This window comes from Microbulbifer sp. ABE4_465, from assembly GCF_056160765.1.
This window is the reverse complement of record NZ_JBSWXV010000002.1, coordinates 126,764-149,297: the sequence shown is the minus strand read 5'-3', so window position 1 is coordinate 149,297 and position 22,534 is coordinate 126,764. Positions and strand designations below refer to the sequence as shown.

The window sequence follows — 22,534 nt, the reverse complement described above, 5'->3', positions numbered from 1 at the left end:
TGGCTTGATCACTTTTACCCACAAGAACATCCAGCAGATGGCCGACGGAGGCAGCTTTGCCCGCGGCGAAGACTACTTCGCACGGGGGCGGGTACTTGAGGCCTATTACGACCCAGAAACCGAAACATTTCACGGGCGGGTCAAAGGGTCGGCCCGCTACGTTTACCGGGTGGAGCTGGATGTCGATCGCGGCCGACTTGTGGGCCTCTGCTCCTGTCCGGTCGGCCTGAATTGCAAACACGCGGTCGCCACAGCACTGGCACTTCTGGAAGAGGACGCGGCTCAGGAATCCGCACCGCTACCGCCGAAATCTCCCGGGCAGCAGCTTTTCCCGGCGTGGCAACAGTGGCTTGAACAGTTGCCAGCGGCTCCGCGCACCGAAGTTCTGCCTCTGCAGCACGGGCAGCATTACTTGCTCTATGTGCTTGAACGGAACACCCAGGGAAAACTGCAGCTTTCCACAAAAAAGGGCTATCTGAAAAAAGATGGCAGCTGGAGCCAACTGCGCTACTTTAATCAGGAGAGTACCCGCCTCGGCTGGAATCGTCCCAGCCACCTGCTGGACGAAGATGTCACCATCCTGCAGCTTCTCCCGCGCATCAACGCCAGTGGCCGCTTGGGGTTAGTGGGTGAGGAGGGACGACGCGCGCTGAGCTACCTGCTCGACAGCAACCGATTTTATTTTGAAGATGAACTGATCCGCCGCGCCCCCGCGCGGGAACTCAGCTGGCACTGGCGCGAAAATGACGATGGCAGCCGACAGCTGCAGGCGCAACTCGACGGTGCGGGTGACGCAGATAACTGGCAACTGTTGCCGGTCAGTCCCCCCTGCTATCTCGACACGGAAAATTCGGCACTTGGGGATATTGCCTCACCATTGCCCACCGGCCAGCTGATTCACTTACTAAACATGCCGGCCGTCTCCGCCGATGACGTTGGCCTGATGTCTGTTGAGCTCCGCCAGCGAATCCCACAGCCACAGCTTCCACTTCCCGTCGAGCCAAAGCTCACTCGTATCGACAGTTTTATTCCGCACATTACACTGGTGGGCTGTGACTTTGATCACTACAAACTCCCTGCGCTTAAACTGCACTTCGACTACGGTGGCTTTGCTCTCGCCGCCCCCTACAGTATTGACTATACAGGGCAGGAGATTACCCGGGAGCAGGGTGGCGATTATTTTCAAATCGTCCGCGACAGCGAGCGTGAAAATCAATGTTGCGATCAGATCTATGATCAAGGCCTGTATTTAATCCCCGAGCAACTCGGTGGCCAGGAAGAAATCTGGGTACTGGATGCCACCAAGCCAGAAAAGATATTTGAGCACTGGAGTGCACTGCTGCGCGATCAGATTCCTGAATGGCGAGCACAGGGCTGGGCGATCGAAACAGATCCCAGCTACCGCTTTGATATTTCCCGCGCGGAAATTTCGGTAGAACTGACCGATACCAACAGTAACTGGTTTGAGCTCGGCCTGGATCTGACACTACCCAATGGCCAACAGTGGCCGATTGTCGATCTTATTGAACAGTGGCTTGAACAGGATGCGCCGGAGCAACTCAGCATTATTGCCGATGGTGACTGGATCAGTGTCGACACGACGCCTCTGCAGAGCATTCGCGGCCTGCTACTGGATCTGCTGAAAGAGAAAAAGCTCGGCAAGCCCGTGCGCCTGCCGGCATTCCAGGCGGCGCAGTTTTCAGAGATCGAAGATCTCAATCAGCGCCACGCTCCCATCACCCAAAAGCTGATAGAAGACTTACAGGATTTCTCTGGCCTGCAGGCTGTGCCGGTACCCAAACACCTCAACGCCACCCTGCGACCCTATCAGCAGGACGGCCTCAACTGGCTGGGGTTTCTGCAGCGATACGGCTTTGGCGGTATTCTGGCGGACGATATGGGCCTGGGGAAAACCCTGCAGACGCTGGCGCTTGTTCAGCATATGAAAGAAACCGGGGCACTGACTAAGCCCGCCCTGGTAGTGATGCCCACCAGCCTCACCGGCAACTGGATACACGAAGCGGCACAATTCACCCCGCAGCTGAAAACTACCCTGATTCACGGCCCGGATCGAGACCGCGCATTCGATCAGATCAAAAACTGCGACCTAGTCATCACCACATATCCCTTGCTGGCGAGGGACCAGGCGCGCTATCGCAACCGGAAATTCAGCCTGTTGGTACTGGATGAAGCGCAGGCCATCAAAAATCCCACCACCAAGATTGCCGAATGTGTACGTCAGATCAATAGCGACACCCGACTGTGCCTGTCTGGCACACCACTGGAAAATCATTTGGGAGAGCTGTGGTCATTGATGGATTTCGTTCTGCCGGGATTGCTGGGCGGGCGCAAGACCTTCCAGCAGACTTACCGTACCCCGATTGAATCTCACGGTAATCACGATCGGCAAAAGGATCTCGCGCGCAAAGTACGCCCGTTTATGTTGCGGCGTACAAAATCGGAAGTTGTTGCCGAACTGCCGCCGAAAACAGAAGCCATTCAGTATGTGGAGCTGGGAAGTAAACAGCGCGCATTGTATGAAAGTGTGCGCATCAGTATGGAGAGACGCATCCGCGACCTGGTGGAACGCCAGGGTATGGGCAAAAGCCATATCGAGTTTCTCGACGCACTGCTGAAACTCCGCCAGACCTGTATCGACCCGCGCCTGGTCAAACTGGAGAAAGCCGCAGGGATCATGGAAAGCGCCAAACTCAACTGGCTCGAAGAGAACTTGCCGCAATTGCTGGAAGAAGGCCGCAGTATCCTCATCTTTTCCCAGTTCACCCAGGTGCTGAAGCTGATCGAGGAACAACTCTGCGCGCAGAAAATCGATTACACCAAACTCACCGGCCAGACCCGCAAGCGCCAGCAGGCCATCGACAGTTTTCAGAATGGCGAAGTGCGGGTTTTTCTGATCAGCCTCAAGGCCGGCGGTGCCGGCCTCAACCTCACCGCCGGCGATGTGGTGATCCACGTTGACCCCTGGTGGAACCCCGCCGTCGAAAACCAGGCCACCGACCGCGCCCACCGCATCGGCCAGGAGAAACCGGTGTTTGTGTACAAACTGGTGGCGGAAAATACCGTGGAGGAGCGCATTCACCAGATGCAAAAGCAGAAACAGGCGCTTGCAGATGCGTTGTTTGATGCAACAGGCAATAGCGGGTTACCAACTGACAAGGAAGAGCTGCTCGCGTTGTTATCCGCAGACCATTGATCTGCATCAATGGCCGTCTGGAGAGAGGACGCGAATCATTAAAATGAAGCGCTCAAACCAATACCAAAAAAGTCCACACCCGCATATTGCTCTACAAACTCGCGCGAGCGCCGCGCATAGTACGCACTCCAGCGATATCGGCCGGTAGGCACCATCAATCCTAGCTGCCACTCACCCAAATAGGATTCTTTCTCCACACTGTGGCTGTCCTTGAAGGTGTTTCCATCGAGGAAAATATCCCGCTGCACCAGCCGGAAATGCACATCAGAATACAAATACCAGCCACCAGGGGCACGCATGCCACTTTCCGGGCCAGAGGTCACCGGAGCCAACGCACTCACACCGAGACTGGATAACAGATCCCGTCCGATGCGCACCCCGGCACCGGACACCAGCGAGGTATTCACATTGCCGAGGTTGCCCCCGAGAGTGCCCGACAATTCAAGTTGCAAACCGCCGTCACCGAAGGGCCGAACATGCGCCCACTTGCGCGCATAACTCAATTGCAGGGTCGGCTCGTCGCGCAGCTGGTTGTCCCAGCCGCTGATATCGTAGGTGCGTAATAGCTCGTGGGTGGAACGCTGTGCCTGCTCGGCACCGGACGATGGGCCGACAATACCGGCAGAAATTTCGAAACGCTCCGCCACGCTAAACGGAGCCCCCGGATTCAGGTCTACGGATTGCAGAGCGCCACCCAGATACAGCCACCCGGCATAGGGACGGTCGTATTCCAGTAGCTCTGTTTCGAAAATTTCGAAGGGGGTAAAGATCGCCTGGCCGATAAAAAACTGCGAACTCAATTCGCGGTTTTGATAGTGGTCCGGCAACAGGGATTGAATCCACCCGGCGGGATTGTCGGCGGTATAAGAAAGCCTCAACCCCTGGGTGTAATCGGCGTCGTTTGTGCGACCAAATGAGTCATTTTCCAGCTGCAGGGAAACACTACCTGCAGTGGCCGTGGCGCCAGCGGAAGCAAGAATTAACGCACCCATCCATTGGGCACAATTTTGCCACCGTAACGAAGTTCCATTTCGCGTTATCTTTTTCACGAATGGATTTTAGGAGAGCGGTGGCGAAGCTCCAGAAATTCGGGTAGAGAGATGCGCCGGTCAATAAACCGGTCAGGTGGCTGCGATCACCTCACTGGCGCGCTTTCCAAAGCCAGGCCAGCGCGCCAATGAGCGAACCGAAAATTGTTCCCAATAAATGGCTGGATACCGCCACTTCTGCACCAATCATCTCCGCGGTCGCAGCACTGGGACCCGCGGTCAATTCCCACGCCACTTTCGCCCAGCAGCCAATCAACAACAGCGCGCCGGACCAGCGGCGCTGATACAGATCACTCAGTGCGCCAAAACAGAAGAGTCCGTGCAGAACCCCGGAAAGGCCGTAATAGATCTCCACACCCGGATAGCAGACCCACAGCCCAAGGCTGATCAATACGGCCAACAGTGCCGTCAAACCCAGGTACGCGGCGACCGGGCGCCGCCCAAGCAAAGCGCTCTGCCCAAACACAAACCACAGTGCCACCACGGCGGCGCCATTGAGCATCAGGTGCGCGAGGTTGGTATGCACCAGATGCCCGGACAGCAGACGCCACCACTGGCCGGAAGCCAGCAGGGCGCGGTCATACATAAACCAGTCGGGATGCAGGAACTGCAGATACTGCAGCAGAGCGCAGAGTATCAGTATCAGTACAGGGCCGCCGATACTGCCGGCCAGGGTTGCTCGGTCTATCTCAGGTCTCTCCCTTGTGCGCAGACGTTACCTGCGTGGTGTTACAGGTCTGAGCGCACTATGGGTGAAAAGCCATTACTTGGCAATTCCCCCGCCGACAGGCAAATGAGACCGATTATTCCTCTCCGGAAGCGGCGCTGAGATCCATCCGATACACCGCTTCCCCGCGCGGGTTTACGTCCAGCAGTCGCGCTTTCGGCAACTGTGCAGCGATGAATTGCGCCACGCGCTCGGTATCTGGAGCGCGGAATACGATCTCAAGATTCCCGCTGTCCTCCACCGGCACAAAGGACCAATTGCCATCCGCGGCCGGAGTAACCGGGCTGTTCGCGCGGATATAGTTGGCCAACACCTGGCGGTTGGTGTCTGGAGACTCGATCACAATGTGCTCCTCCCCGGTACCGGCAAACATGCCACCGCCCGCGCGGTAATTATTGGTGGCAACCAGAAATTGATCCTCAGCCGATACTTCCCGCCCCTGGTAGTGCAGGTTGACGATGCGCTCACCATCACTCACCTGAACACAGCTACGGCTGTAACGGGCCGGCTGCGTCACGTCGATCTGGTAGGTTACCCCATCAATGACATCGAAGTTGAAGCTGGGGAACCCGGTAAAATTCACCAGCTCCTGCCGCGCGCTGGAACCAGTGTCGATCTGATTGAATTGCGATGCCGCACACTCGAGCCACTGGGCAAGCTCTGCCCCCGATACTTTGACCGCCACCAGCGTATTCGGATAAACGTAGAGGTCGGCGGCATTCTTTACTTTCACCGTCCCTTTCGGAACCACCGTAAAGCTGCCCTCCTCCGCACAGATACCATCGCGGTCACACACCTTGAATGGCGCCGCAGCGGAGAGCACCGGCAAATGCTGTAGATTTACGTCACCGCGGATCAGATTTTCCACATACCATGTTTGTGCATCGTTCACGATCTGAATGGTTGGGTCATCCTTTACCAGCGCCAGGAAACTGAAGATATCGGCAGTGGATTCACCGATTGCCTGGTTCATATAATCGATAGTGGACTGATGATCATCCGTCACCAGAGCTTCGAGACTCGCATCTGCTTTCACCGCCGGCGCGCCGTCAGGAAAAATTGCCGGGGTGGATGCTTTACTATCGGCGACGGACCAGATTTCGGAGCCGGTATCGTAATCCAGCACCAGGTCTATCACCCCCAGATGGCTACCCCAGTAACCGGGCATTACCGCCGGTACACCTTTTATGGTGCCCGTCTCGATGTCGACTTCAGCAACCCCGGCAAACTGTTCGGAGGGAAACAGAAGATGGCTGTGGCCGAACATGATCGCGTCGATCCCCTCGACTTCCGCCAGGTGCCAGCTGCTGTTCGCCTCAAGGTTCGCCTCATCGTAGACCCGGGTACTGATTCCGGAATGGGGAATGGCCACCACAATATCCGCACCCTGCGCTCGCATTTCCGGCACGAAGCGCTCGGCCATAGCGCGAATATCCCGGGTTTTTACTCTACCCTCCAGCTTGTTTTTATCCCACTGCATGATTTGTGGCGGCACGAAACCAATAAAGCCAATGGTGATACCGTGTGGTTTGCCCGCGCGGTCCAGCAGCGTTTTTTCAATCAGTTTGTACGGCTCAAAATACAACCGGTCATTGGTGTCATCGCTATCGCCGTCATCGACAAAGATATTGGCGCTGATATAGGGAAAGTCTGCATCGTTGACACTTTCCGCCAGAAATTCCAGCCCATAATTGAATTCGTGATTACCGTAATTGGCCACGTCATACCGCAGGGCGTTCATCACCTTGAAGATCGGGTGTACCTCACCCGCAGAGATACCTCCGGACTGGCGCCAGTCACCCATGGGGCTGCCCTGGATCAAATCCCCGTTATCCACCAGCGCACTGTTCTGGGGGTATTCCAGTTCCGCACGCGCATTTTTTATCAGGGTAGCCGTGCGCACCAACCCCACCTTGGGGTCCTCGGTGTCGCGGTAATAGTTGTACCCCACTACATGGGCGTGGATATCGGTGGTTTCCATCAGGCGCAGGTCCACCTGAACCGCTCCGTTATCCTCAACACTCGCGAACGACGCCGTGGAGCGGTGATTGTCTTCACTGCAGCCGAGCGCAAGTGTCGTCAAGAGGGCTAGTACAGCGGGGGCTAACGGGTATCGAGCGGTGAAGTTCATCTTTTGCCATTCTTGCAGGACGCGTAGTCCACAGTCTGCCGGATGGAAAAGAATTCTTGACGAAGATTTGATAACGATTCCATTACAGTCGTTTATCCGCCATTGGCGCTATTCTGTTCTACGCTTACCGGGGACCTCCCCTGCGCGATACGGTCCCCCAATTCTGCGGTAACAACCGAAAATCCCCAGTCAGATTCGAGGTTTGAGCATGACTGTAAAGCTACCCTCTCCTGTCATGGTCATAGCCATGACACTGCTCATCTCGCCGAGCTTCGCCGACGAAATCCCCATGGACAAGGCAACTCTGAAAGGCGATGAAACCATTGAGACCCCGATTGGCGATATCGAGCTGCAAGACAGCTACTTCGATGACGACGCCTCCAAGCGACTGTTCGACGAAATGGACTACCAGCGGGCATCCCAGGCGTATATCTGGAGCACCCCCATGGTGAGCTTTATGACCTGGCGGGAAAACCAGAAGAAAAGCTATGGGGCGACGCAGCCCAGTGACTTTGTCGTTTACCGGTCCCTAAAGGAAAAGCGCGGCATTGTCACCGCCAACCTGACCACTCCCTACATCTTCAATTTCTCCAACCTGAAAAATGGCCCCATACAGATCGACTACCCGGCCGGGCAGACTGCGGGAGGGGTGCTGGATTTCTGGCAGCGCCCGGTATTCGATCTCGGGCTGACTGGTCCGGATCAGGGTAAAGGTGCGACCTACATTGTTGTTGGGCCGGACGAGGCCCCGGAAAAGTACAAGAAAGATGGCGTGCACGTTTTCCAGAGTGCTACCAACAATATCTTTGTCGGTATTCGCGTTCTCGACCCGGATCCTGGCTACTTCAAGAAATTTACCGCGGACTACAAGATGGGGCCCGTCGGTAAAGCGACGCAGACTGCGCGCTTCATTCAGGACAAAAATATCGAGTGGAGTGCCACCGCACCTCGCGGCATGGCCTACTGGCAACATCTCGCCGACTTCGTCAACGAAGAGCCAGTGCGCGAAATTGATAAAACCTGGATGGCGATGCTGAAGCCGCTGGGGATCGAAAAAGGCAAACCCTTCAAGCCAGATGCGCGTCAGACACAAGCGCTGTTAAGAGGTGCCGCCATGGGTGAGCTGATGACCCGTAATCTGCAGGTAAATCCGCGCTATACAGAGCCCTACTGGAAGGGCACCCAGTGGTACAAGAGCTTTGACTTCCACACCGAACAGGAAACCGCCGACCGCCAGGAACTGGACGAGCGCGCGACCTGGTTCTACGAGGCAGTGGGCAGCAGCGAAGGCATGGTCAACCCCACTCCCGGCAAAGGCCAGGTGTATATGACCACCAAGCGGGATAGCAAAGGCCGCATGCTACGCGCGGACAAGAACTACAAGCTACACGTTCCGAAGGATGTGCCCGTAGGCCAGTTCTGGTCCGTTACCCTGTACAGCGAAAATACCCGGCGCCCCTACGACAATGGCGGCGCGGACATCTCCGATGTCAGCCTGGGGAGCAGAACCGAGGGGCTGAAGCGCAACAGCGATGGCAGTATTGATCTGTACATTGGCCCGGACGCACCAAAAGGGATGGAAAGCAATCACCTGAAAACCGTCGGTGACGACGGCTGGTTTGTGTACTTCCGCCTCTACGCTCCGGAAAAACCGTTTTTCGATAAGAGTTTTAAACTAAGTGATTTCGAGCGTCTCGACTGACCCAATGACCTTAGCTGGCACGAGGAGATAGCAATGTACAAGTCCCACTTCTTGCCACTAATGGCAATACTGATCGGCGCACTATTGACCGCAGCTGGTGTCACCAAACCTGCGGTTGCGCAAGACAAACCCGATGCCAAACAGGCCGCACAGATTGCCGAAGACGCCTATGTGCTTGCCTATCCACTGGTGATGAACTACCGCACCATGTACAAGCAGGCCATTGAGGGAGATCGTGCCTTCGGGAAATGGCTGCACCTCGGGGTGTCTTCACCCAAAGATAAAGATATTGTACCCCCAATAACGACACGTCCTACTCCTACGCCTGGCTCGATCGAAGAACCCGGACGGCTCACTTACCCTGTATTTCTCCCATGAGCCTCCAGGGAAAGACAAAGAGGGGAATTGGCTGCCGACACCCGATGGGCCTTTCTGGACGGTACTGCGTAACTACGGCCCGGATCAGTCGATGATTGAAGACCGCCACGAACTGCCCCCGATGAAAGCGGAGCCGAAACAGTAAGGCTCAAACAAGACAGCACCGGATTATTTCCGGTGCTGTCCACAACTCAGTACGTCACCACGGCTTCCCGCTGCCGCCCTTTCTCCTCAAGGGCCCTCAGTACCAGAGTCGTCACCAGTGAAGTTACGACTTTTTCAGCACACATACCTGATCACCGTAGTAATTGTCGCTGTAGTTGCATTCGGCGTTGTAATCGGCTTTCTGTAGTGCGCGCCTGATTTGGACAGTCATGATTTTCTCCCTGATTGTTGGTTGAATCAGGGGCAGAATAAAGTGAGCGGGCGAATAGATAAAATCAAATAAAACTCTCACAGCTATTGAGAGAGGCTATTCAATTGCTCGCCGAGATACCCGAGCAGAGGGTGGGCCGCTGGCAGGAATACGCGGGAATACACATCTTCCAGATCCAGCGGATAAAACTGTTCGTGCACCAGAAAGCGCGCTTCGCCACGCAGATGGAACAGGTGCAGCATTTTGAACTGAACTACCTCGGCGATGCTGTTCGCGGTGCCGGGGCAGTCCAGCACACCCTCTGTGACGGCGCGGTCGCGGAGAATGGTGGCCACCTTTGTATCCTCCCTCATCAGATCGTCGAGTATCTGCAGGGCCAGCAGGTCGTGCAGGTCGCCGCGCCCCATACTCCAGTTTGGTTGCGGTGACTCCAGGTCGTGTAGCGTTGCCAGTGATAAGGCCTCGCTGGTATCGACACCCAGTTTTATAAGAAGTTGGTCCATCGCCCGATCAGCAGTCGCGCTCTGTGGCAGACCGAGGGCCCGGGTCTTTTCCGGACCCCAGGGCACATGGCCCTTGCGAGCATAATAGGTGTACAACAGGGCCTTGCGCTGTTGCTGGTATTGCGAGGGCTCGCCGTTGCGCAAGCGCAGAAAGGCACCGCGGGCCGTGGCGCTACCCATGGCGATATTGGAAAGTATCAGCTCCGCACCAAACGCATGCCGGGCAATACGCCGTTTGCCGCCCCGATGCAGCGGTTCGTCCCGCCACTGTAAAAAATCGAAGCGGGGGGATTTTCCGTCGCCGCGAATTATTGCGCGCATCTGTTCAAGGTGCCGGCTGTCCAGCGCCTCCCCCTGGGGGCCGCGGGCGACGTTATCGCCGAATACCCCGGGCCATTCCATATTGGAGCCCCACACCGGCCGGCTGTTCTCGGTGCCGTGGCACTCGGCACAGCTTGTATCATTGCGTTGCAATTGGGGTTTGTCGCCGGAAAAATCGAATACGGAAAATTCCCAATGGCCACTGGGCTCGTGCAGCTCGGCGACATCGAGTAAGTGGTACTTCGGGTCGTCCGGCTTTGTGCCCACGTTCAACAGGAATCGTCCGTCCGCGCCAAATAGAACGATGCGTGGGTATTGCAGGTTGGACTGCCCGGTAGCCCGGGTGTGCTCCACCAGAGAAAAATTGGTGCGGTAATGCTCGGGAAAGTAATTTAACAGCGCATCAATGGAGCGAATATTTTCCCGCTCGATAAACTGCTGGATCCCGTCGATCGACATTTCCAACGCTTTCTCGCTGGCTCCCGGTGCGGCGCTGACAGACACAATGGTATCCAGTGGCGTCCTTGGACAAAGGGTGCGGCCAACCTGCTCACCGCCGGAAGCCTGCAATGGCAGTGCGCTATTAGCACTGGCATCGATCCCCTGCCCGCACACGATGGATAAAAAAAGAATCCGTATTCCATTGCGGCAGTAAACATAATAACGTTTAAAACCCGTCACATTATTTTCTCCGGACACGAGGGTGCTCCTGCCACCAGCAACTGCTTCAGGCTTGCGGAAAGCCCAGGGTTTTCCGCAAGTTTTTTCAGCTGGTATTCAGAAGTCGCGGCATCGAATACACATTGGTAATGAAAGATGCTCGCGGTATTTTTCCGCAACACCATCAGTGCGCCTTTCGCCTGGTACTCGAGGTAATAGGCAGAGAGCGGGCACCCCTGAAGTGCACCAGACTGCGCAAGCATACTGCGCTGCGGATAATAAATGGGGCGATCAGACACCAGGTATTCCCGGGACGGGAACCCGGCGGTAGACACCTCCACACAATAATTGCCGAGATGGTCCTGCGCTACAGCACTCTGTTTCCGCGCAATAAACTGGTCCGCGACAACCCCATCCGCAACAAATCCGTCCGTAAGAATGGAATGACTTGACGCAGGGGGAACCACAGGCGGTAAAGCTTCCATCGCTGTATCGGCAGACTGGTATGGGGAAAGCAGTGCGGAGTCAGGGGAAGGATCGGGTGGCGAGCTGGACACTGAAATTGCAGTCGCCGGCCACGGAAGTAACACAGGGTTTGAGGACAGCAGCCACCAGACAATCGAGGCCGCCGCCAAAGCGGCGCCCCCGATCATCCACAGTGACAGGATCAGAGTGCGCACTGCGCCGAAGCGGCCTGGGCTTCATCGACAAAGCACTGGCCACAGGCCTCGGAGTACAGCGGATGGGAGGCCGGGCAATGATTGCTGGGCTCGGGTTCCGGCTCTGGCTGCGGTTCTGGCTGCGGCTGTGGCTCTGGTTCAGGCTGGGGTTGCGACCCACTGCCATCACAACCACCGCGGTACTCGCAATCCTGCGCCGATACGCCGGGCTGCCAGCTGCGCGTAAACTCCAGCATGGAGGCCTTCACAGACTCATCCAGGTCTCCAGCGTATTTGTCGATCGCACCGTCGCCCATGTAAAGCCCCACGTACGCCATGATGTCGTCGGTGGACAGTCCGCAGCCAAAATCTGTATTCAGCAGCTGCCGTGGGTCCGATCCCTTTGCCATGCTCGCTTCATTGCGAGTGACAATGCCATCGCCATTGGTATTCAGCAGATCCACCAGCTCGTTACCTTTTTGCGGGCCAATTAGCGCGCTGAAATAGGTTTTCGCATCCGCCACCGTCATCGTCGGGTTGATCGAGGGAACCGGCCCCTGGTAACCCGCCAGCGCCTGGAACTCATCATCGATTTCAATACCGAGGTTGTACTCGATATCGATGATCGCTTCACGGGCATTGGCCGGGTCGCTACAAATACTGGCATTGCTCACGAAGGTGCCTTCGGCGTTCAGGCAGCCAGTATCGTTGCCCACGTAAGTAACGCAGACGGTATCACACCACGACTGGGTAAATTCCGTGCGGCGGCCAGAAACCACATGAGAGGGGTTTTCATCGCTGTGACAGGTTTGTGCCGAGCCACCACTGCTGCCACCACTACTGCTACCACCACTTGAAGTACCGCCACTTGAGCTGCTGGAACTGCTGCTGGACGAACCGCCAGAGCTTCCACCGTCCACCGTACAGCCCCCGGAAGCCGCCTGAGCTGCATCCGTATAGCAGGCGCCGCCACAGGCCAGTGGGTGGCTGGCGGGGCAGGACTGGGCCTGCGCTTTCATGCCAACCAGAAGGAACAGAGCCGCGGCGAGCAGAGCCCCGCGCGGCAGTTTGTGAATAGTCATCGCTTTTCCCTTTCCATTTTTATTGTTACGAGCGACGCAGGCTACGGCAGCGCCCCCCGGCTTGATAGGAAGGTATTGCGGAAAAATATTGAGAAGCCGGCAACGGCGAAAAAATGCGGGGAAATCCTCCTGTACCGAATAGCGCCAGACTATTGCCCCAAAGGCAGCCATAAAAGCAGGCCCAGATGTAAACGTTAACAAAATTGGCGGAATGGCTAAAAACTTACCTTCCCAGCTCTGGTAATCCAATTCTGACTAGGGCAGACTAAGCACAAAATGAAAACGTTTACATTTGCTGTAAGGCCCTCGCCTCACCAAAGTGACAGATGAGAAGTGATAAGAAAATGGACAAACTCAGTCAGTTGCGGGAAATGACCGCCGTCGTTGCCGACACCGGCGACATCAATGCCATCCGCCAGTTCACTCCGCTGGATGCCACCACCAACCCTTCGCTGCTGCTGAAAGCCGCACAGCAGGCGGAATACCAACCGCTGATTGATGATGCCATCGCCTGGGCGTCCAGACAGAACGGCAGCAATGATGAGCAGATTGCCCTGTGTGGCGATCGCCTGGCCACCAAAATCGGCTACGAAATTCTGCAGATCGTGCCCGGCCGCATTTCCACCGAAGTGGATGCGCGCCTGTCGTTTGATACCCAGGGCACCCTGGCCCGCGCGCGCCGCATCATGGACCTGTACGCGCAGATGGGCGTGGCGCCGGAGCGGGTGCTGATCAAGGTCGCCTCCACCTGGGAGGGCATCAAGGCTGCAGAAATTCTCGAGCGCGAAGGTGTGCACTGCAATCTGACCCTGCTGTTCAGCTTTGCCCAGGCCCGCGCCTGTGCTGATGCCGGCGTTACCCTGATCTCGCCTTTTGTAGGCCGCATTCTCGACTGGTACCTGCAGAATACCGATGCCACCGGCTTTGCGCCCGAAGAAGATCCCGGCGTGCAATCCGTGCGCCGCATTTATCAGTTCTACAAAGAGCACGGTTTTGACACCACCGTCATGGGCGCGAGCTTCCGCAACACCGGGCAGATCGAGGCCCTGGCGGGTTGCGACAGCCTGACCATCAGCCCCAACCTGCTGGCGGAACTGGCCGATGACCAAGGTGCACTGCCCCGCGCACTCACGCCAGCGGCCAACGGTGGCCAGTCCTCCGCGCCGATTGGCGAAGGCGACTTCCGCTTCCAGCACAACGACGATGCCATGGCCCACGACAAACTCGGTGAAGGTATCCGTAAGTTTGTGGTGGACCAGATTGCACTGGAAGAGCAGCTCAAGGCCCGTGCCGCTCAGGCGCAGGGAGCACCTGCGTAATGAGCACCACCACGCAAAACGTTTTTCTCGGTATTGATGCCGGCACCCAGAGCCTGAAACTGCTCGCTTACGACGCGGATAAAAAAGAAATTCTGCACGTGAGTGCCGCTCCACTGGAGCTGATCAGCCGCGATGACGGCAGCCGCGAACAGATCGCCGACTGGTGGCTGGATGCCCTGCGCCAGTGTATGAACGAACTGCCCACCCAGATCAAAGACCGGGTGCGCGGTATCGGCGTCTCCGGTCAGCAACACGGCTTTGTTCCGGTCAACAGCGCGGGTGAAGTGATTGCGTCGGTAAAGCTGTGGTGCGATACCAGCACCATTGCCGAGTGCGATGAAATCACCGAACGTTTTGGCGGCGTTGATCGTTGCATCGACACGGTGGGCAATCCGATCCTGCCCGGCTACACCGCACCCAAAGTGTTGTGGCTGAAGAAGAATAATCCGGAGGCCTACGCAGCCCTGGCCCATATTCTTCTGCCCCACGACTACCTGAATTTTTTCCTGACCGAAAAAATCTTTACCGAGTATGGCGACGCCTCCGGCACCGGCTACCTGAACATCCTGCGCCGGGAATACGATCGCGACATGCTAGCGGCCATAGACCCGGATCGCGATCTGCTGCCGCTGCTTCCACCACTGGTAGAAGCCCACAACACCATCGCGCTCGCCGATGACATTGCGCAGGAATTCGATCTGCCCGCCGACGTACAGGTATCCAGCGGCGGCGGCGACAATATGATGGCGGCCTTCGGTACCGGCTCCGTGACCCCTGGTGTACTGACCATGAGTCTCGGCACCTCCGGCACGCTATTCGCGTACAGCGACAAACCGGCCATCGACCCCAACGGTGAACTGGCCGCCTTCTGCTCTTCCAGCGGTGGCTGGCTGCCCCTGCAGTGCACCATGAACTGCACCGTGGCCACGGAGCGCACCCGCAAGGCCCTGGGCAAATCGATTCCGGAGTGTGAGCAGTTGCTGGCGGATTCAAATCCCGGCGCCGACGGCCTGTTGAGCCTGCCGTTCTACAACGGCGAGCGTACCCCCAACCTGCCACATGCTCGCGCCAGCCTGCACGGAATGGATGACAGCAATACCACCGCGGCCAATCTTTACCGCGCGGCCATGGAAGGAGCGACCTTCACCCTGCGTCGCGGCCTGGATGCCTTCAATCGCGCCGGCCAGAAATTTACCGCCATTCGCCTTACCGGCGGCGGAGCAAAAAGCCCCCACTGGCGGCAAATGGTGGCCGATGTATTCAACCTGCCGGTAGAAGTGCCGGCACAACAGGAAGGCGCGGCATTTGGCGCGGCCATGCAGGCGCTGTGGGCCTGCGGCGATGCCGGTGATCTCAACGCACTGATTGCGCAGCACCTTGCCGTGGACGAGTCCCTCGGCTGCACACCGGACAAGGAAACCGCGGCAACCTATCAAACCCACTATCAAAACTACCTGGATCTGCTCAGCCAGCAGCATCCCCAACTTCCATAAAATTGATCGCACAAGTTAGCGAATACTGGAGAGAAAACATGAGCAGAAACCTGTTTATCGGCGAAAAAGAATACTTCCCTGGAATTGGTCAGATCTCGTTTGAGGGGCGTGATTCCGATAATCCACTGGCATTCAAATTTTACGATGCGAAAAAAATCGTCGGTGGGAAGACAATGGAAGAGCACCTACGTATTGCAGTGTGTTACTGGCACACGTTCTGCGGAAAGGGCTCCGATCCATTTGGTCGAGACACTCAGACCTTCGCTTGGGATGATGCCCCAAATGCCATGGCCGCCGCGCAGCAGCGTATGGATGCAATGTTCGAATTCAGCACCAAAATTGGCGCTCCGTATTACTGCTTCCATGATGTGGATATGGCCCCGGAAGGCGAGACGATCGTACAGAGTGAGGAGAATCTCTCGAGAATGGTTGAGCTGGCCGCCGAGCGCCAGCAAGCCACCGGGATGAAACTCTTATGGGGCACAGCTAACCTGGTCAGCAACCCGCGCTACATGAACGGTGCTGCGACGAACCCGGATTTTAATGTGGTGACCTATGCGGCGTCCCAGGTCAAAGCCGCGCTGGATGCCACTGTCGCACTGGGTGGTGAGAACTACGTATTCTGGGGCGGGCGCGAAGGTTATATTTGCCTGCAGAATGCCAACACCAAAAAGGAGCAGGAAAATTTCGCACGGTTCCTAACCATGGCGCGAGACTACGGCCGCTCGATCGGCTTTAAGGGCGATTTCCTGATCGAACCCAAACCCATGGAACCGAGCAAACACCAGTACGATTTCGACGCGCAGACAGTGATCGGCTTTCTGCGTCATCATGGCCTCGATCAAGATTTCAAACTCAATATCGAAGCCAATCATGCCACCCTGGCCGGCCACACCTTTGCGCACGAACTGCAGATGTGTGCCGACGCCGATATGCTCGGCTCCATCGACGCCAACCGTGGCGATTACCAGAACGGCTGGGATACCGATCAGTTCCCCACCGACATCTACGATGCGGTACATGGCATGATGGTGGTTCTGGAAAATGGTGGCTTCAAGAACGGCGGCCTCAATTTCGATGCCAAGGTACGCCGTGAATCCATCGATATGGAAGACATCTTCCTCGGCCATATCGGAGGCATGGACACCTTTGCCCGCGGCCTGGAAATCGCCCACAAAATTCTCACCGAGTCCCCCTACAAAAACTGGAAGGCCGATCGCTACGCCAGCTTTAGTGAAGGGAACGGCAAGGCGTTTACCGAAGGTAAACTGAGCCTGACAGACCTGCGCAACCTGGCCGTAGAAAACGGCGAGCCTAGCCCCACCAGCGGCAAGCAGGAGCTGTATGAGAATCTAATCAATCAATATATCTAAATATCAACATAAAACTACTGCGCGGGCGCCTGGCGGCGTCCGGCAGTGCTCGGGATGCTCATGTACTAAAGTATACTCCGCTCCCTGTGCGCTGGCGGCCACCACCAACCACCCGCTCGCTACGTTTTCTGCCAATATTTAGTGATGATTGATGTCACCTCAACGTCAGATGACTCTCGCTTCAGGCCCGCATTTGCGGGCCTTTTTTATTGCTCGCAAAAGCCAGAAACCGCGTCATCCAGGCGAAGGCCGGGATCCAGAATTGCAGAGGGTGGGAAAGAGGATTCACAGGCAGCCAGCAACATATTCTGACTGCAGCAGGAAAGACAAAGGCCGCTGGTGACTGGATTCCGCCCTTCGGCGGATTGACGGGCGGAGGGGTTACTTTTTTAGCTTGGTGTAAAGATCTGGTTCGGTATTCAGATACAGCGGATCCGATACGGTCTCACCCCAGAACTTCGCCACCTCCAGATTGTCATTCAACCGCGCATTGGATTCCGCAAAATACCCCGGGCAGTTGTGATCCAGTTGCTGGCTCCACATGGGAGAGTATTCGCTGTCGTTCCAGCGGGCGTTGATATAGGAAATCGCGCGCACCACATCGCGGTTTTCCCGCACATGCTGATCGAAGGTTTCGATCCAGGCCTTGGCTACCTGCGGCGCCTGCACCAGATCAATTTGCGCCGCGCAGTCACCGGTGTGGGGAGTTACTTCGGCAATAAATACCTTGTGCCCTCGCTCGCGGGCAAAGCGCAGTTCCTGCTTGCCAACCTTTGCATTGGTATTGGTAAAGTAGGAATAGCCGATCCAGTCCACATAAGCACCCTTCGCGTCCGCTTCGGGATAAAAATCCTGCATGGTCTGGTAGCTGGCATTGCCGAAGGACTGCATCACATAGGCCACATTGCCCACACCGGCACCTTCCAGGTAGCGGCGGATATACTTGAATGCATCCTTGTACTGCGCGGCATCGTAACCGTTCCAGGAGCCATCGAATTCGTAACCGATACGCAACAGAATCGGCCGCTCGCCCTGGGTTTTGGCCCAGTCGGCAAAGTCTTTCAGCAGGTGATCAAATTCACCCCGGGCGATACGGGCAGTATTGCAGTGCGCCTTACCGGTACACACTTCACCCTTTTCCCCCAGGGGGCCGGCTATATACATACCGATGGCGACCACCGCCTGCTCAAAACCCGGTTCCTGCAACAGGCAATCCGTGCACTGCTCACCGCCACCCCAATTGGTGGCCTTCAGCAACCCGTCATTGCCCTGATAACTCTGTGGATAATCCGGCGCAAACGCCGGGTACTCGTTGCCAACCTGATAGGAGATATAGTCAGTAAAGCCCGCAGGCCGCGGCACAATATTTTTTTCGGATAATTCGTAGTAGGCGCGGGTAGCGGCGAGGTTCTGTCCGGCCACCACCAGCACCCTGCCGTCTTTCGGCTCGTAGCGGGAAAACGGCACCGCGCTCGAGGGCACAGCATGCTGACTCTTTGTATCGGGTTCACCCATCCACGCCCAGACGCCGGAACTCAGGCCGACACTCGCGGTAATACCCACCGCCATTGCCACACCCGCGGCAAGTGCCGCTTTCCCGATCCGTTTTTTATTGTTCATTTCCGATTTATCCATTGCTCTGACTCCTGGCCGCCTCTCACACGAGGGATTCGCTCCATCAAACCGATGGTGCCGGGTTTACACCGGATGACGGATGCCCGCCTTCGTTCTGGCTGCCGGTTTCCATATCAGCTGCACGCGCGTGGATAGCGCGCATTTCCGCACTGGTAAGCCGGTAGAATTTCATGATGATCGCGTTGGCTACCGCGCACACCGCGGGCATCAGAGCCACCAGTACCACGATGCCGCCGAGTGCGCGGGCACTCTGCTCGGTATTGGCCTGATAGTCATAGAATGCGAGCAGCCAGCCGGTCAGCGCACCACCCACGGCCAGGCCGAGCTTGATCACCAGCAAGTGTGCGGAAAAAGCCATCGCCATACTTTTGCTCCCAGACTGCTGCGCACCGTAGTCCACCGTATCCGGCACCATGGAGAACATCAGCGGAACCACAATCATCTGGAAGAAATTCGCCAGCATAAACACCGCGAAGGCCAGTACCAGTTGCTCGCCGGGCACGAAATACAGCAGCAAGTGGAATACGATCACGCCGAGATTGGCCAACTGGAACAGCCGCACTTTGCACATATAGCGCGTGAGCACATTGGTCAGCAGCGCGCCGGCCACTGCCGCCAGCATGCCCGCGGTAATAAACTGGCTCACCAGATCTTCGCGGCCGAGAAAATATTTCACGTAGTAGGGAGTAACCGCACTGCGCACCGCCACCAGCACCAGCAGGAAAAACGCTACACCGGCAATCAATAGCCACTGGCGATTACCCAGCAGCTGTAGAAGATCCGCGAGGATCGATTTTTTCTCTTTAGTCGGCGCTTCCACCACCCGCTCGCGGGTAGTCCAGAAACACACCATAAAACACAGTACCGCGACCACAGACAGCACACCCAGGGTCATCTGATAACCAAACGCAAGGTCGCCATTCAGACCACCGGCAAAATAGTGCACCAACGGCATGGTCAACGCGGTCACAATCGCGCCGCCCACCATGGCCATGGCAAAGCGGTAGGACTGCACCGAGGCGCGCTCTCGCGGATCACTGGTGAGCACGCCGCCGAGGGCGGAGTACGGGATATTGATAATGGTGTACACGGTCATCAGTGCCGCGTAGGTCACGTAGGCATACACCAGCTTGCCATTACCCGAGAGATCCGGCGTGGTAAAAGCGAGTACCGCAAGCGCCCCGTAGGGAATGGCAGAGAACAGCAGCCATGGACGGTATCGCCCCCAGCGGCTGCGGGTGCGGTCCGCCAGCCCCCCCATTACCGGGTCGGTCACGGCGTCAAACAGGCGCACCGCGAGCATCAGGGTGCCCACCGCAGCGGCGGAAATACCAAACACATCCGTGTAAAAGATCATCATAAAATTGACGACCACCTGAAACACGATATTACTGGCAGTATCACCGAGCCCGTACCCCAGCTTTTCTTTCAGGGTCAGGGGTTGTGATTGTCCGCCGAGGGGCAGGCTGCTGTTTCCACTCATTGCACCACTTCTCCGGTTTATTGTTATTTTCGTTAATCCGCCTGAGCGCTGCTGTCAGGTCGCCGGCTCAGTAATTTCTTCAGTGCGAGCGCACTGGCCTTGGGTGTGCGCTGCTGGGTTTCGTAGTCCACGTAAAAGAGACCGAAGCGCTTGTTGTACCCCTCCGCCCACTCGAAGTTGTCCAGCAGGCTCCAGGCAAAATAGCCGCGCAGATTGACACCGCGCTCTATGGCGACTTCCGCGGCCTTCAGGTGCGAGCGAAGGTAATTTACCCGTACCGTGTCATTCACCACAGGCTCACCCTGCCCATTTGCTTCAAGCTGATCCGGTGCGGCCATACCATTTTCGGTGACGTAGAGTGGGGGCGTACGCGGGTGACTGGCCAGATGTTCCAGGGTGCGCGTAAGACCTTCGGGATAAATTTCCCACCCCATATCGGTTGCATCTTCACCGGCGTAAGGTGGCGCGTCATAGCCAGCCGCATTGTCCGCGGCACACACCCGATTGCGGGTGTAATAATTCAGCCCCATAAAATCCAGCTCGGCACTGATCAGCGCCATATCGCCGGGTAAAACCAGCGGCGCGGCTTGCGGGTGGCGATTGAGTACGGGCTCTGGGTAGCTTCCTTCCAACAGAGACTGCAGGAAGAAATCCCGGTTTTCCATATCCGCCAGTAGGCAGGCATTGCGATCTGCCAGGGTGTTTTCCACCGGGTCACTGGGAGAGATGTTCAGCACAATACCGACTTCCGAAGCCGGCGCGTTCGCGCGAATTTTTGGTACCGCAAGGCCGTGGGCCAACAACAGGTGATGAGCCGCCTGATAGGCCTGCTTGCGGTCCCGCACACCGGGCGCATGAATACCGTGCAGATAACCGAGGAAGGCACTGCACCAGGGTTCATTGAGCGTGCTATAGGAAAATACCTGTTCACCAAACGCCTTGCTGACCACATCCGCATAGTGCGCGAACGCGTAAGCGGTTTCCCGGTTCAACCAACCACCGCGATCCTGCAGGTATTGAGGAAGATCCCAGTGGTACAACGTGATGAAGGGTTTGATTCCGCGCTCGGTCAAAAAATCCAGCTGCCGGCGGTAGTGATCAAGGGCCGACGGATTGACGGGACCGTGACTATCCGTAATGACCCGCGGCCAGGCGATGGACAAACGATAGGCATCCACACCCAGGTCTTCCACCAGCGACAAATCCTCTTCCCAGCGGCGATAGCTGTCGCAGGCACGGTGCCCGTCATCCCCGTTCGCCACCCGCCCGGGTTCCGCACAAAAGGTATCCCAGATACAGGGCACCCGACCATCGGCGGTATTCGAGCCTTCAATCTGAAAGGCGGCAGTGGCGGCGCCGAAAATAAAATCTTCGCGCAACAGTGGTGAGCCAGGGCTTATCCCGAGGCCATCTGCACTGGTCGGGGTATCGGAATGGGTTTGTGCATCAGTGTCCATGTTTACAGACTTTCCACTGTCGTTTTACGAAAGGCCTGGGGTGTAACCCCGAAGACACGTTTGAATTTGCTGCAGAAGTGGGCGCTGTCGCTGAACTCGCACTGGAAGGCGATATCTGCGATGCGCAATTTCGAGGTAGACAGCAGCTGGACCGCGTGCTGCAACTTGCGCTTCAACAGAAAATCCTGATAGCGCAGGTTCAGGGTGGCGTGGAACAGGCGGGAGAAGTGGCTGCGGGAAATACCGCATAGATCGGCGGCCTGATCCAGTGTGAGCGAGAGCTTGCTGCTGTCCTGAAAATATTTGAGCACCGGCTCCAGGCGCCCGAGGCCAGTGGAGCGGGATACATCCGCGGCATCTTCCTGAATCACCACTTTTTCAATCTGGATCAACAGTAATTGCAGCACCCGGTTGCGCAGCAAAATCTGCTCCGGATCTGCATTCACCTCGCAACACCAGTGCAGCATCATGGTCAGGCGCTGTAGCATTTTGTCTTCCAGGCGGCACACGGCACTGGGCATATCTTGCGCGGTATAGCCCATAGACAGTTCATCCATCACCTGTGGCTCAAACTGCAACAGAAAAAATTCCTGTTCGCCGTACTCCATTACCATTTCGTGTACTGACAGGGAGGGGAGATAGAGTAGAGTTCCGTCCTGGATCGGGAACTCGGTCCCATCCAGAAAAATTTTTCCCGCCCCCTTCACGAACAACATCACCTCGAACATCATGTGGAAATGCGGGGCAATATCGCACCGATCTTCGGGCGAAAACTGATAATAGGCAGACTTTACCGTCTGCCCCTGGGGCAGTTCGATATTTTCGTACAAGAGGGCACTGTTCACAGCAGCTTTCCTCGCTCTCAATCGCTTTTGATAGCGCTCTTGCGTAAACAAACCACAAGATCGCAATATTTTTATATTTATTGGTAATTTAATTACATATATACGCAATTCATATCAATATCATACT

The 22,534-nt window shown here is 56.6% G+C and carries 17 protein-coding genes; 7 read left to right on the top strand and 10 right to left on the bottom strand.

Going from position 1 to position 22,534, the window contains the following annotated elements:
* Positions 1-4: 4 nt before the first annotated feature.
* Entirely contained in the window at positions 5-3,214 is a 3,210-nt protein-coding gene (locus ACXAG1_RS04290) for a DEAD/DEAH box helicase (protein WP_475119029.1), read from the top strand.
* Between the two features lie 38 nt (positions 3,215-3,252).
* Here ACXAG1_RS04290 and ACXAG1_RS04285 read toward each other — a convergent pair whose 3' ends face one another.
* From ACXAG1_RS04285 to ACXAG1_RS04275, 3 genes are all read right to left on the bottom strand, one after another.
* Positions 3,253-4,206, bottom strand: a complete 954-nt coding sequence (locus tag ACXAG1_RS04285; RefSeq protein WP_475119028.1) for a lipid A deacylase LpxR family protein — start codon at positions 4,204-4,206, stop codon at positions 3,253-3,255.
* Between the two features lie 148 nt (positions 4,207-4,354).
* Complete coding sequence (gene rrtA / locus ACXAG1_RS04280) at positions 4,355-4,849, bottom strand: rhombosortase (RefSeq protein WP_475119027.1); 495 nt, start codon at positions 4,847-4,849, stop codon at positions 4,355-4,357.
* 217 nt (positions 4,850-5,066) lie between these two features.
* Complete coding sequence (locus tag ACXAG1_RS04275; RefSeq protein ID WP_475119026.1) at positions 5,067-7,073, bottom strand: bifunctional 2',3'-cyclic-nucleotide 2'-phosphodiesterase/3'-nucleotidase; 2,007 nt, start codon at positions 7,071-7,073, stop codon at positions 5,067-5,069.
* A gap of 256 nt (positions 7,074-7,329) precedes the next feature.
* Between ACXAG1_RS04275 and ACXAG1_RS04270 the strand changes: the two genes are divergently transcribed.
* From ACXAG1_RS04270 to ACXAG1_RS04260, 3 genes are read left to right on the top strand one after another with little or no spacing between them, the layout of a single operon-like run.
* A complete protein-coding gene (locus ACXAG1_RS04270; RefSeq protein ID WP_475119025.1) occupies positions 7,330-8,823 on the top strand; it encodes a DUF1254 domain-containing protein in 1,494 nt (497 codons plus the stop codon).
* Between the two features lie 33 nt (positions 8,824-8,856).
* Entirely contained in the window at positions 8,857-9,201 is a 345-nt protein-coding gene (locus tag ACXAG1_RS04265) for a hypothetical protein (protein WP_475091618.1), read from the top strand.
* Complete coding sequence (locus ACXAG1_RS04260) at positions 9,149-9,346, top strand: DUF1214 domain-containing protein (RefSeq protein ID WP_475093917.1); 198 nt, start codon at positions 9,149-9,151, stop codon at positions 9,344-9,346. The genes ACXAG1_RS04265 and ACXAG1_RS04260 overlap by 53 nt, the downstream gene beginning before the upstream one ends.
* A gap of 314 nt (positions 9,347-9,660) precedes the next feature.
* Here the strand turns inward: ACXAG1_RS04260 and ACXAG1_RS04255 are convergent, their stop codons facing one another.
* The 3 genes from ACXAG1_RS04255 to ACXAG1_RS04245 form a co-directional block, all read right to left on the bottom strand.
* Positions 9,661-11,082: a hypothetical protein gene (locus ACXAG1_RS04255; RefSeq protein ID WP_475091617.1), complete on the bottom strand. Its 1,422-nt coding sequence runs from the start codon at positions 11,080-11,082 to the stop codon at positions 9,661-9,663.
* Positions 11,079-11,546 carry a hypothetical protein gene (locus ACXAG1_RS04250; protein ID WP_475091616.1) on the bottom strand — a complete coding sequence of 156 codons (468 nt, stop codon included), beginning with the start codon at positions 11,544-11,546 and terminating at the stop codon, positions 11,079-11,081. Before ACXAG1_RS04250 ends, ACXAG1_RS04255 begins: the two co-directional genes overlap by 4 nt.
* Positions 11,547-11,728: 182 nt before the next feature.
* Positions 11,729-12,802 carry a hypothetical protein gene (locus ACXAG1_RS04245; RefSeq protein ID WP_475119024.1) on the bottom strand — a complete coding sequence of 358 codons (1,074 nt, stop codon included), beginning with the start codon at positions 12,800-12,802 and terminating at the stop codon, positions 11,729-11,731.
* A gap of 344 nt (positions 12,803-13,146) precedes the next feature.
* Between ACXAG1_RS04245 and tal the strand changes: the two genes are divergently transcribed.
* Genes tal through xylA form a run of 3 tightly spaced genes read left to right on the top strand, consistent with a single transcriptional unit; the run spans position 13,147 to position 16,987 of the window.
* Positions 13,147-14,121 carry a transaldolase gene (gene tal, locus ACXAG1_RS04240; protein ID WP_475119023.1) on the top strand — a complete coding sequence of 325 codons (975 nt, stop codon included), beginning with the start codon at positions 13,147-13,149 and terminating at the stop codon, positions 14,119-14,121.
* Positions 14,121-15,614 carry a xylulokinase gene (gene xylB / locus ACXAG1_RS04235; protein WP_475119022.1) on the top strand — a complete coding sequence of 498 codons (1,494 nt, stop codon included), beginning with the start codon at positions 14,121-14,123 and terminating at the stop codon, positions 15,612-15,614. The genes tal and xylB overlap by 1 nt, the downstream gene beginning before the upstream one ends.
* A gap of 38 nt (positions 15,615-15,652) precedes the next feature.
* Positions 15,653-16,987: a xylose isomerase gene (gene xylA / locus ACXAG1_RS04230; RefSeq protein ID WP_475119021.1), complete on the top strand. Its 1,335-nt coding sequence runs from the start codon at positions 15,653-15,655 to the stop codon at positions 16,985-16,987.
* 381 nt (positions 16,988-17,368) lie between these two features.
* On the opposite strand, the gene ACXAG1_RS04225 is transcribed toward xylA, so the two are convergent.
* The 4 genes from ACXAG1_RS04225 to ACXAG1_RS04210 are packed head-to-tail and all read right to left on the bottom strand — an operon-like array spanning position 17,369 to position 22,407.
* Positions 17,369-18,622 carry a glycoside hydrolase family 26 protein gene (locus ACXAG1_RS04225; protein ID WP_475119020.1) on the bottom strand — a complete coding sequence of 418 codons (1,254 nt, stop codon included), beginning with the start codon at positions 18,620-18,622 and terminating at the stop codon, positions 17,369-17,371.
* Between the two features lie 43 nt (positions 18,623-18,665).
* Complete coding sequence (locus ACXAG1_RS04220; RefSeq protein ID WP_475091610.1) at positions 18,666-20,105, bottom strand: glycoside-pentoside-hexuronide (GPH):cation symporter; 1,440 nt, start codon at positions 20,103-20,105, stop codon at positions 18,666-18,668.
* Between the two features lie 32 nt (positions 20,106-20,137).
* Positions 20,138-21,562 carry a GH1 family beta-glucosidase gene (locus tag ACXAG1_RS04215; protein ID WP_475091609.1) on the bottom strand — a complete coding sequence of 475 codons (1,425 nt, stop codon included), beginning with the start codon at positions 21,560-21,562 and terminating at the stop codon, positions 20,138-20,140.
* A 2-nt stretch (positions 21,563-21,564) separates the two neighbouring features.
* Entirely contained in the window at positions 21,565-22,407 is an 843-nt protein-coding gene (locus ACXAG1_RS04210) for a helix-turn-helix transcriptional regulator (RefSeq protein WP_475091608.1), read from the bottom strand.
* Positions 22,408-22,534 lie beyond the last annotated feature (127 nt).

Bases quoted from the DNA above. Each gene is read 5' to 3' on its own strand.
- ACXAG1_RS04285 (WP_475119028.1), bottom strand. From the start codon at position 4,206: ATGGGTGCGTTAATTCTTGCTTCCGCTGGCGCCACGGCCACTGCAGGT.
- rrtA (WP_475119027.1), bottom strand. From the start codon at position 4,849: ATGTATGACCGCGCCCTGCTGGCTTCCGGCCAGTGGTGGCGTCTGCTG.
- ACXAG1_RS04270 (WP_475119025.1), top strand. From the start codon at position 7,330: ATGACTGTAAAGCTACCCTCTCCTGTCATGGTCATAGCCATGACACTG.
- ACXAG1_RS04265 (WP_475091618.1), top strand. From the start codon at position 8,857: ATGTACAAGTCCCACTTCTTGCCACTAATGGCAATACTGATCGGCGCA.
- ACXAG1_RS04250 (WP_475091616.1), bottom strand. From the start codon at position 11,546: ATGGAAGCTTTACCGCCTGTGGTTCCCCCTGCGTCAAGTCATTCCATT.
- ACXAG1_RS04245 (WP_475119024.1), bottom strand. From the start codon at position 12,802: ATGACTATTCACAAACTGCCGCGCGGGGCTCTGCTCGCCGCGGCTCTG.
- tal (WP_475119023.1), top strand. From the start codon at position 13,147: ATGGACAAACTCAGTCAGTTGCGGGAAATGACCGCCGTCGTTGCCGAC.
- xylB (WP_475119022.1), top strand. From the start codon at position 14,121: ATGAGCACCACCACGCAAAACGTTTTTCTCGGTATTGATGCCGGCACC.
- xylA (WP_475119021.1), top strand. From the start codon at position 15,653: ATGAGCAGAAACCTGTTTATCGGCGAAAAAGAATACTTCCCTGGAATT.
- ACXAG1_RS04225 (WP_475119020.1), bottom strand. From the start codon at position 18,622: ATGGATAAATCGGAAATGAACAATAAAAAACGGATCGGGAAAGCGGCA.
- ACXAG1_RS04220 (WP_475091610.1), bottom strand. From the start codon at position 20,105: ATGAGTGGAAACAGCAGCCTGCCCCTCGGCGGACAATCACAACCCCTG.
- ACXAG1_RS04215 (WP_475091609.1), bottom strand. From the start codon at position 21,562: ATGGACACTGATGCACAAACCCATTCCGATACCCCGACCAGTGCAGAT.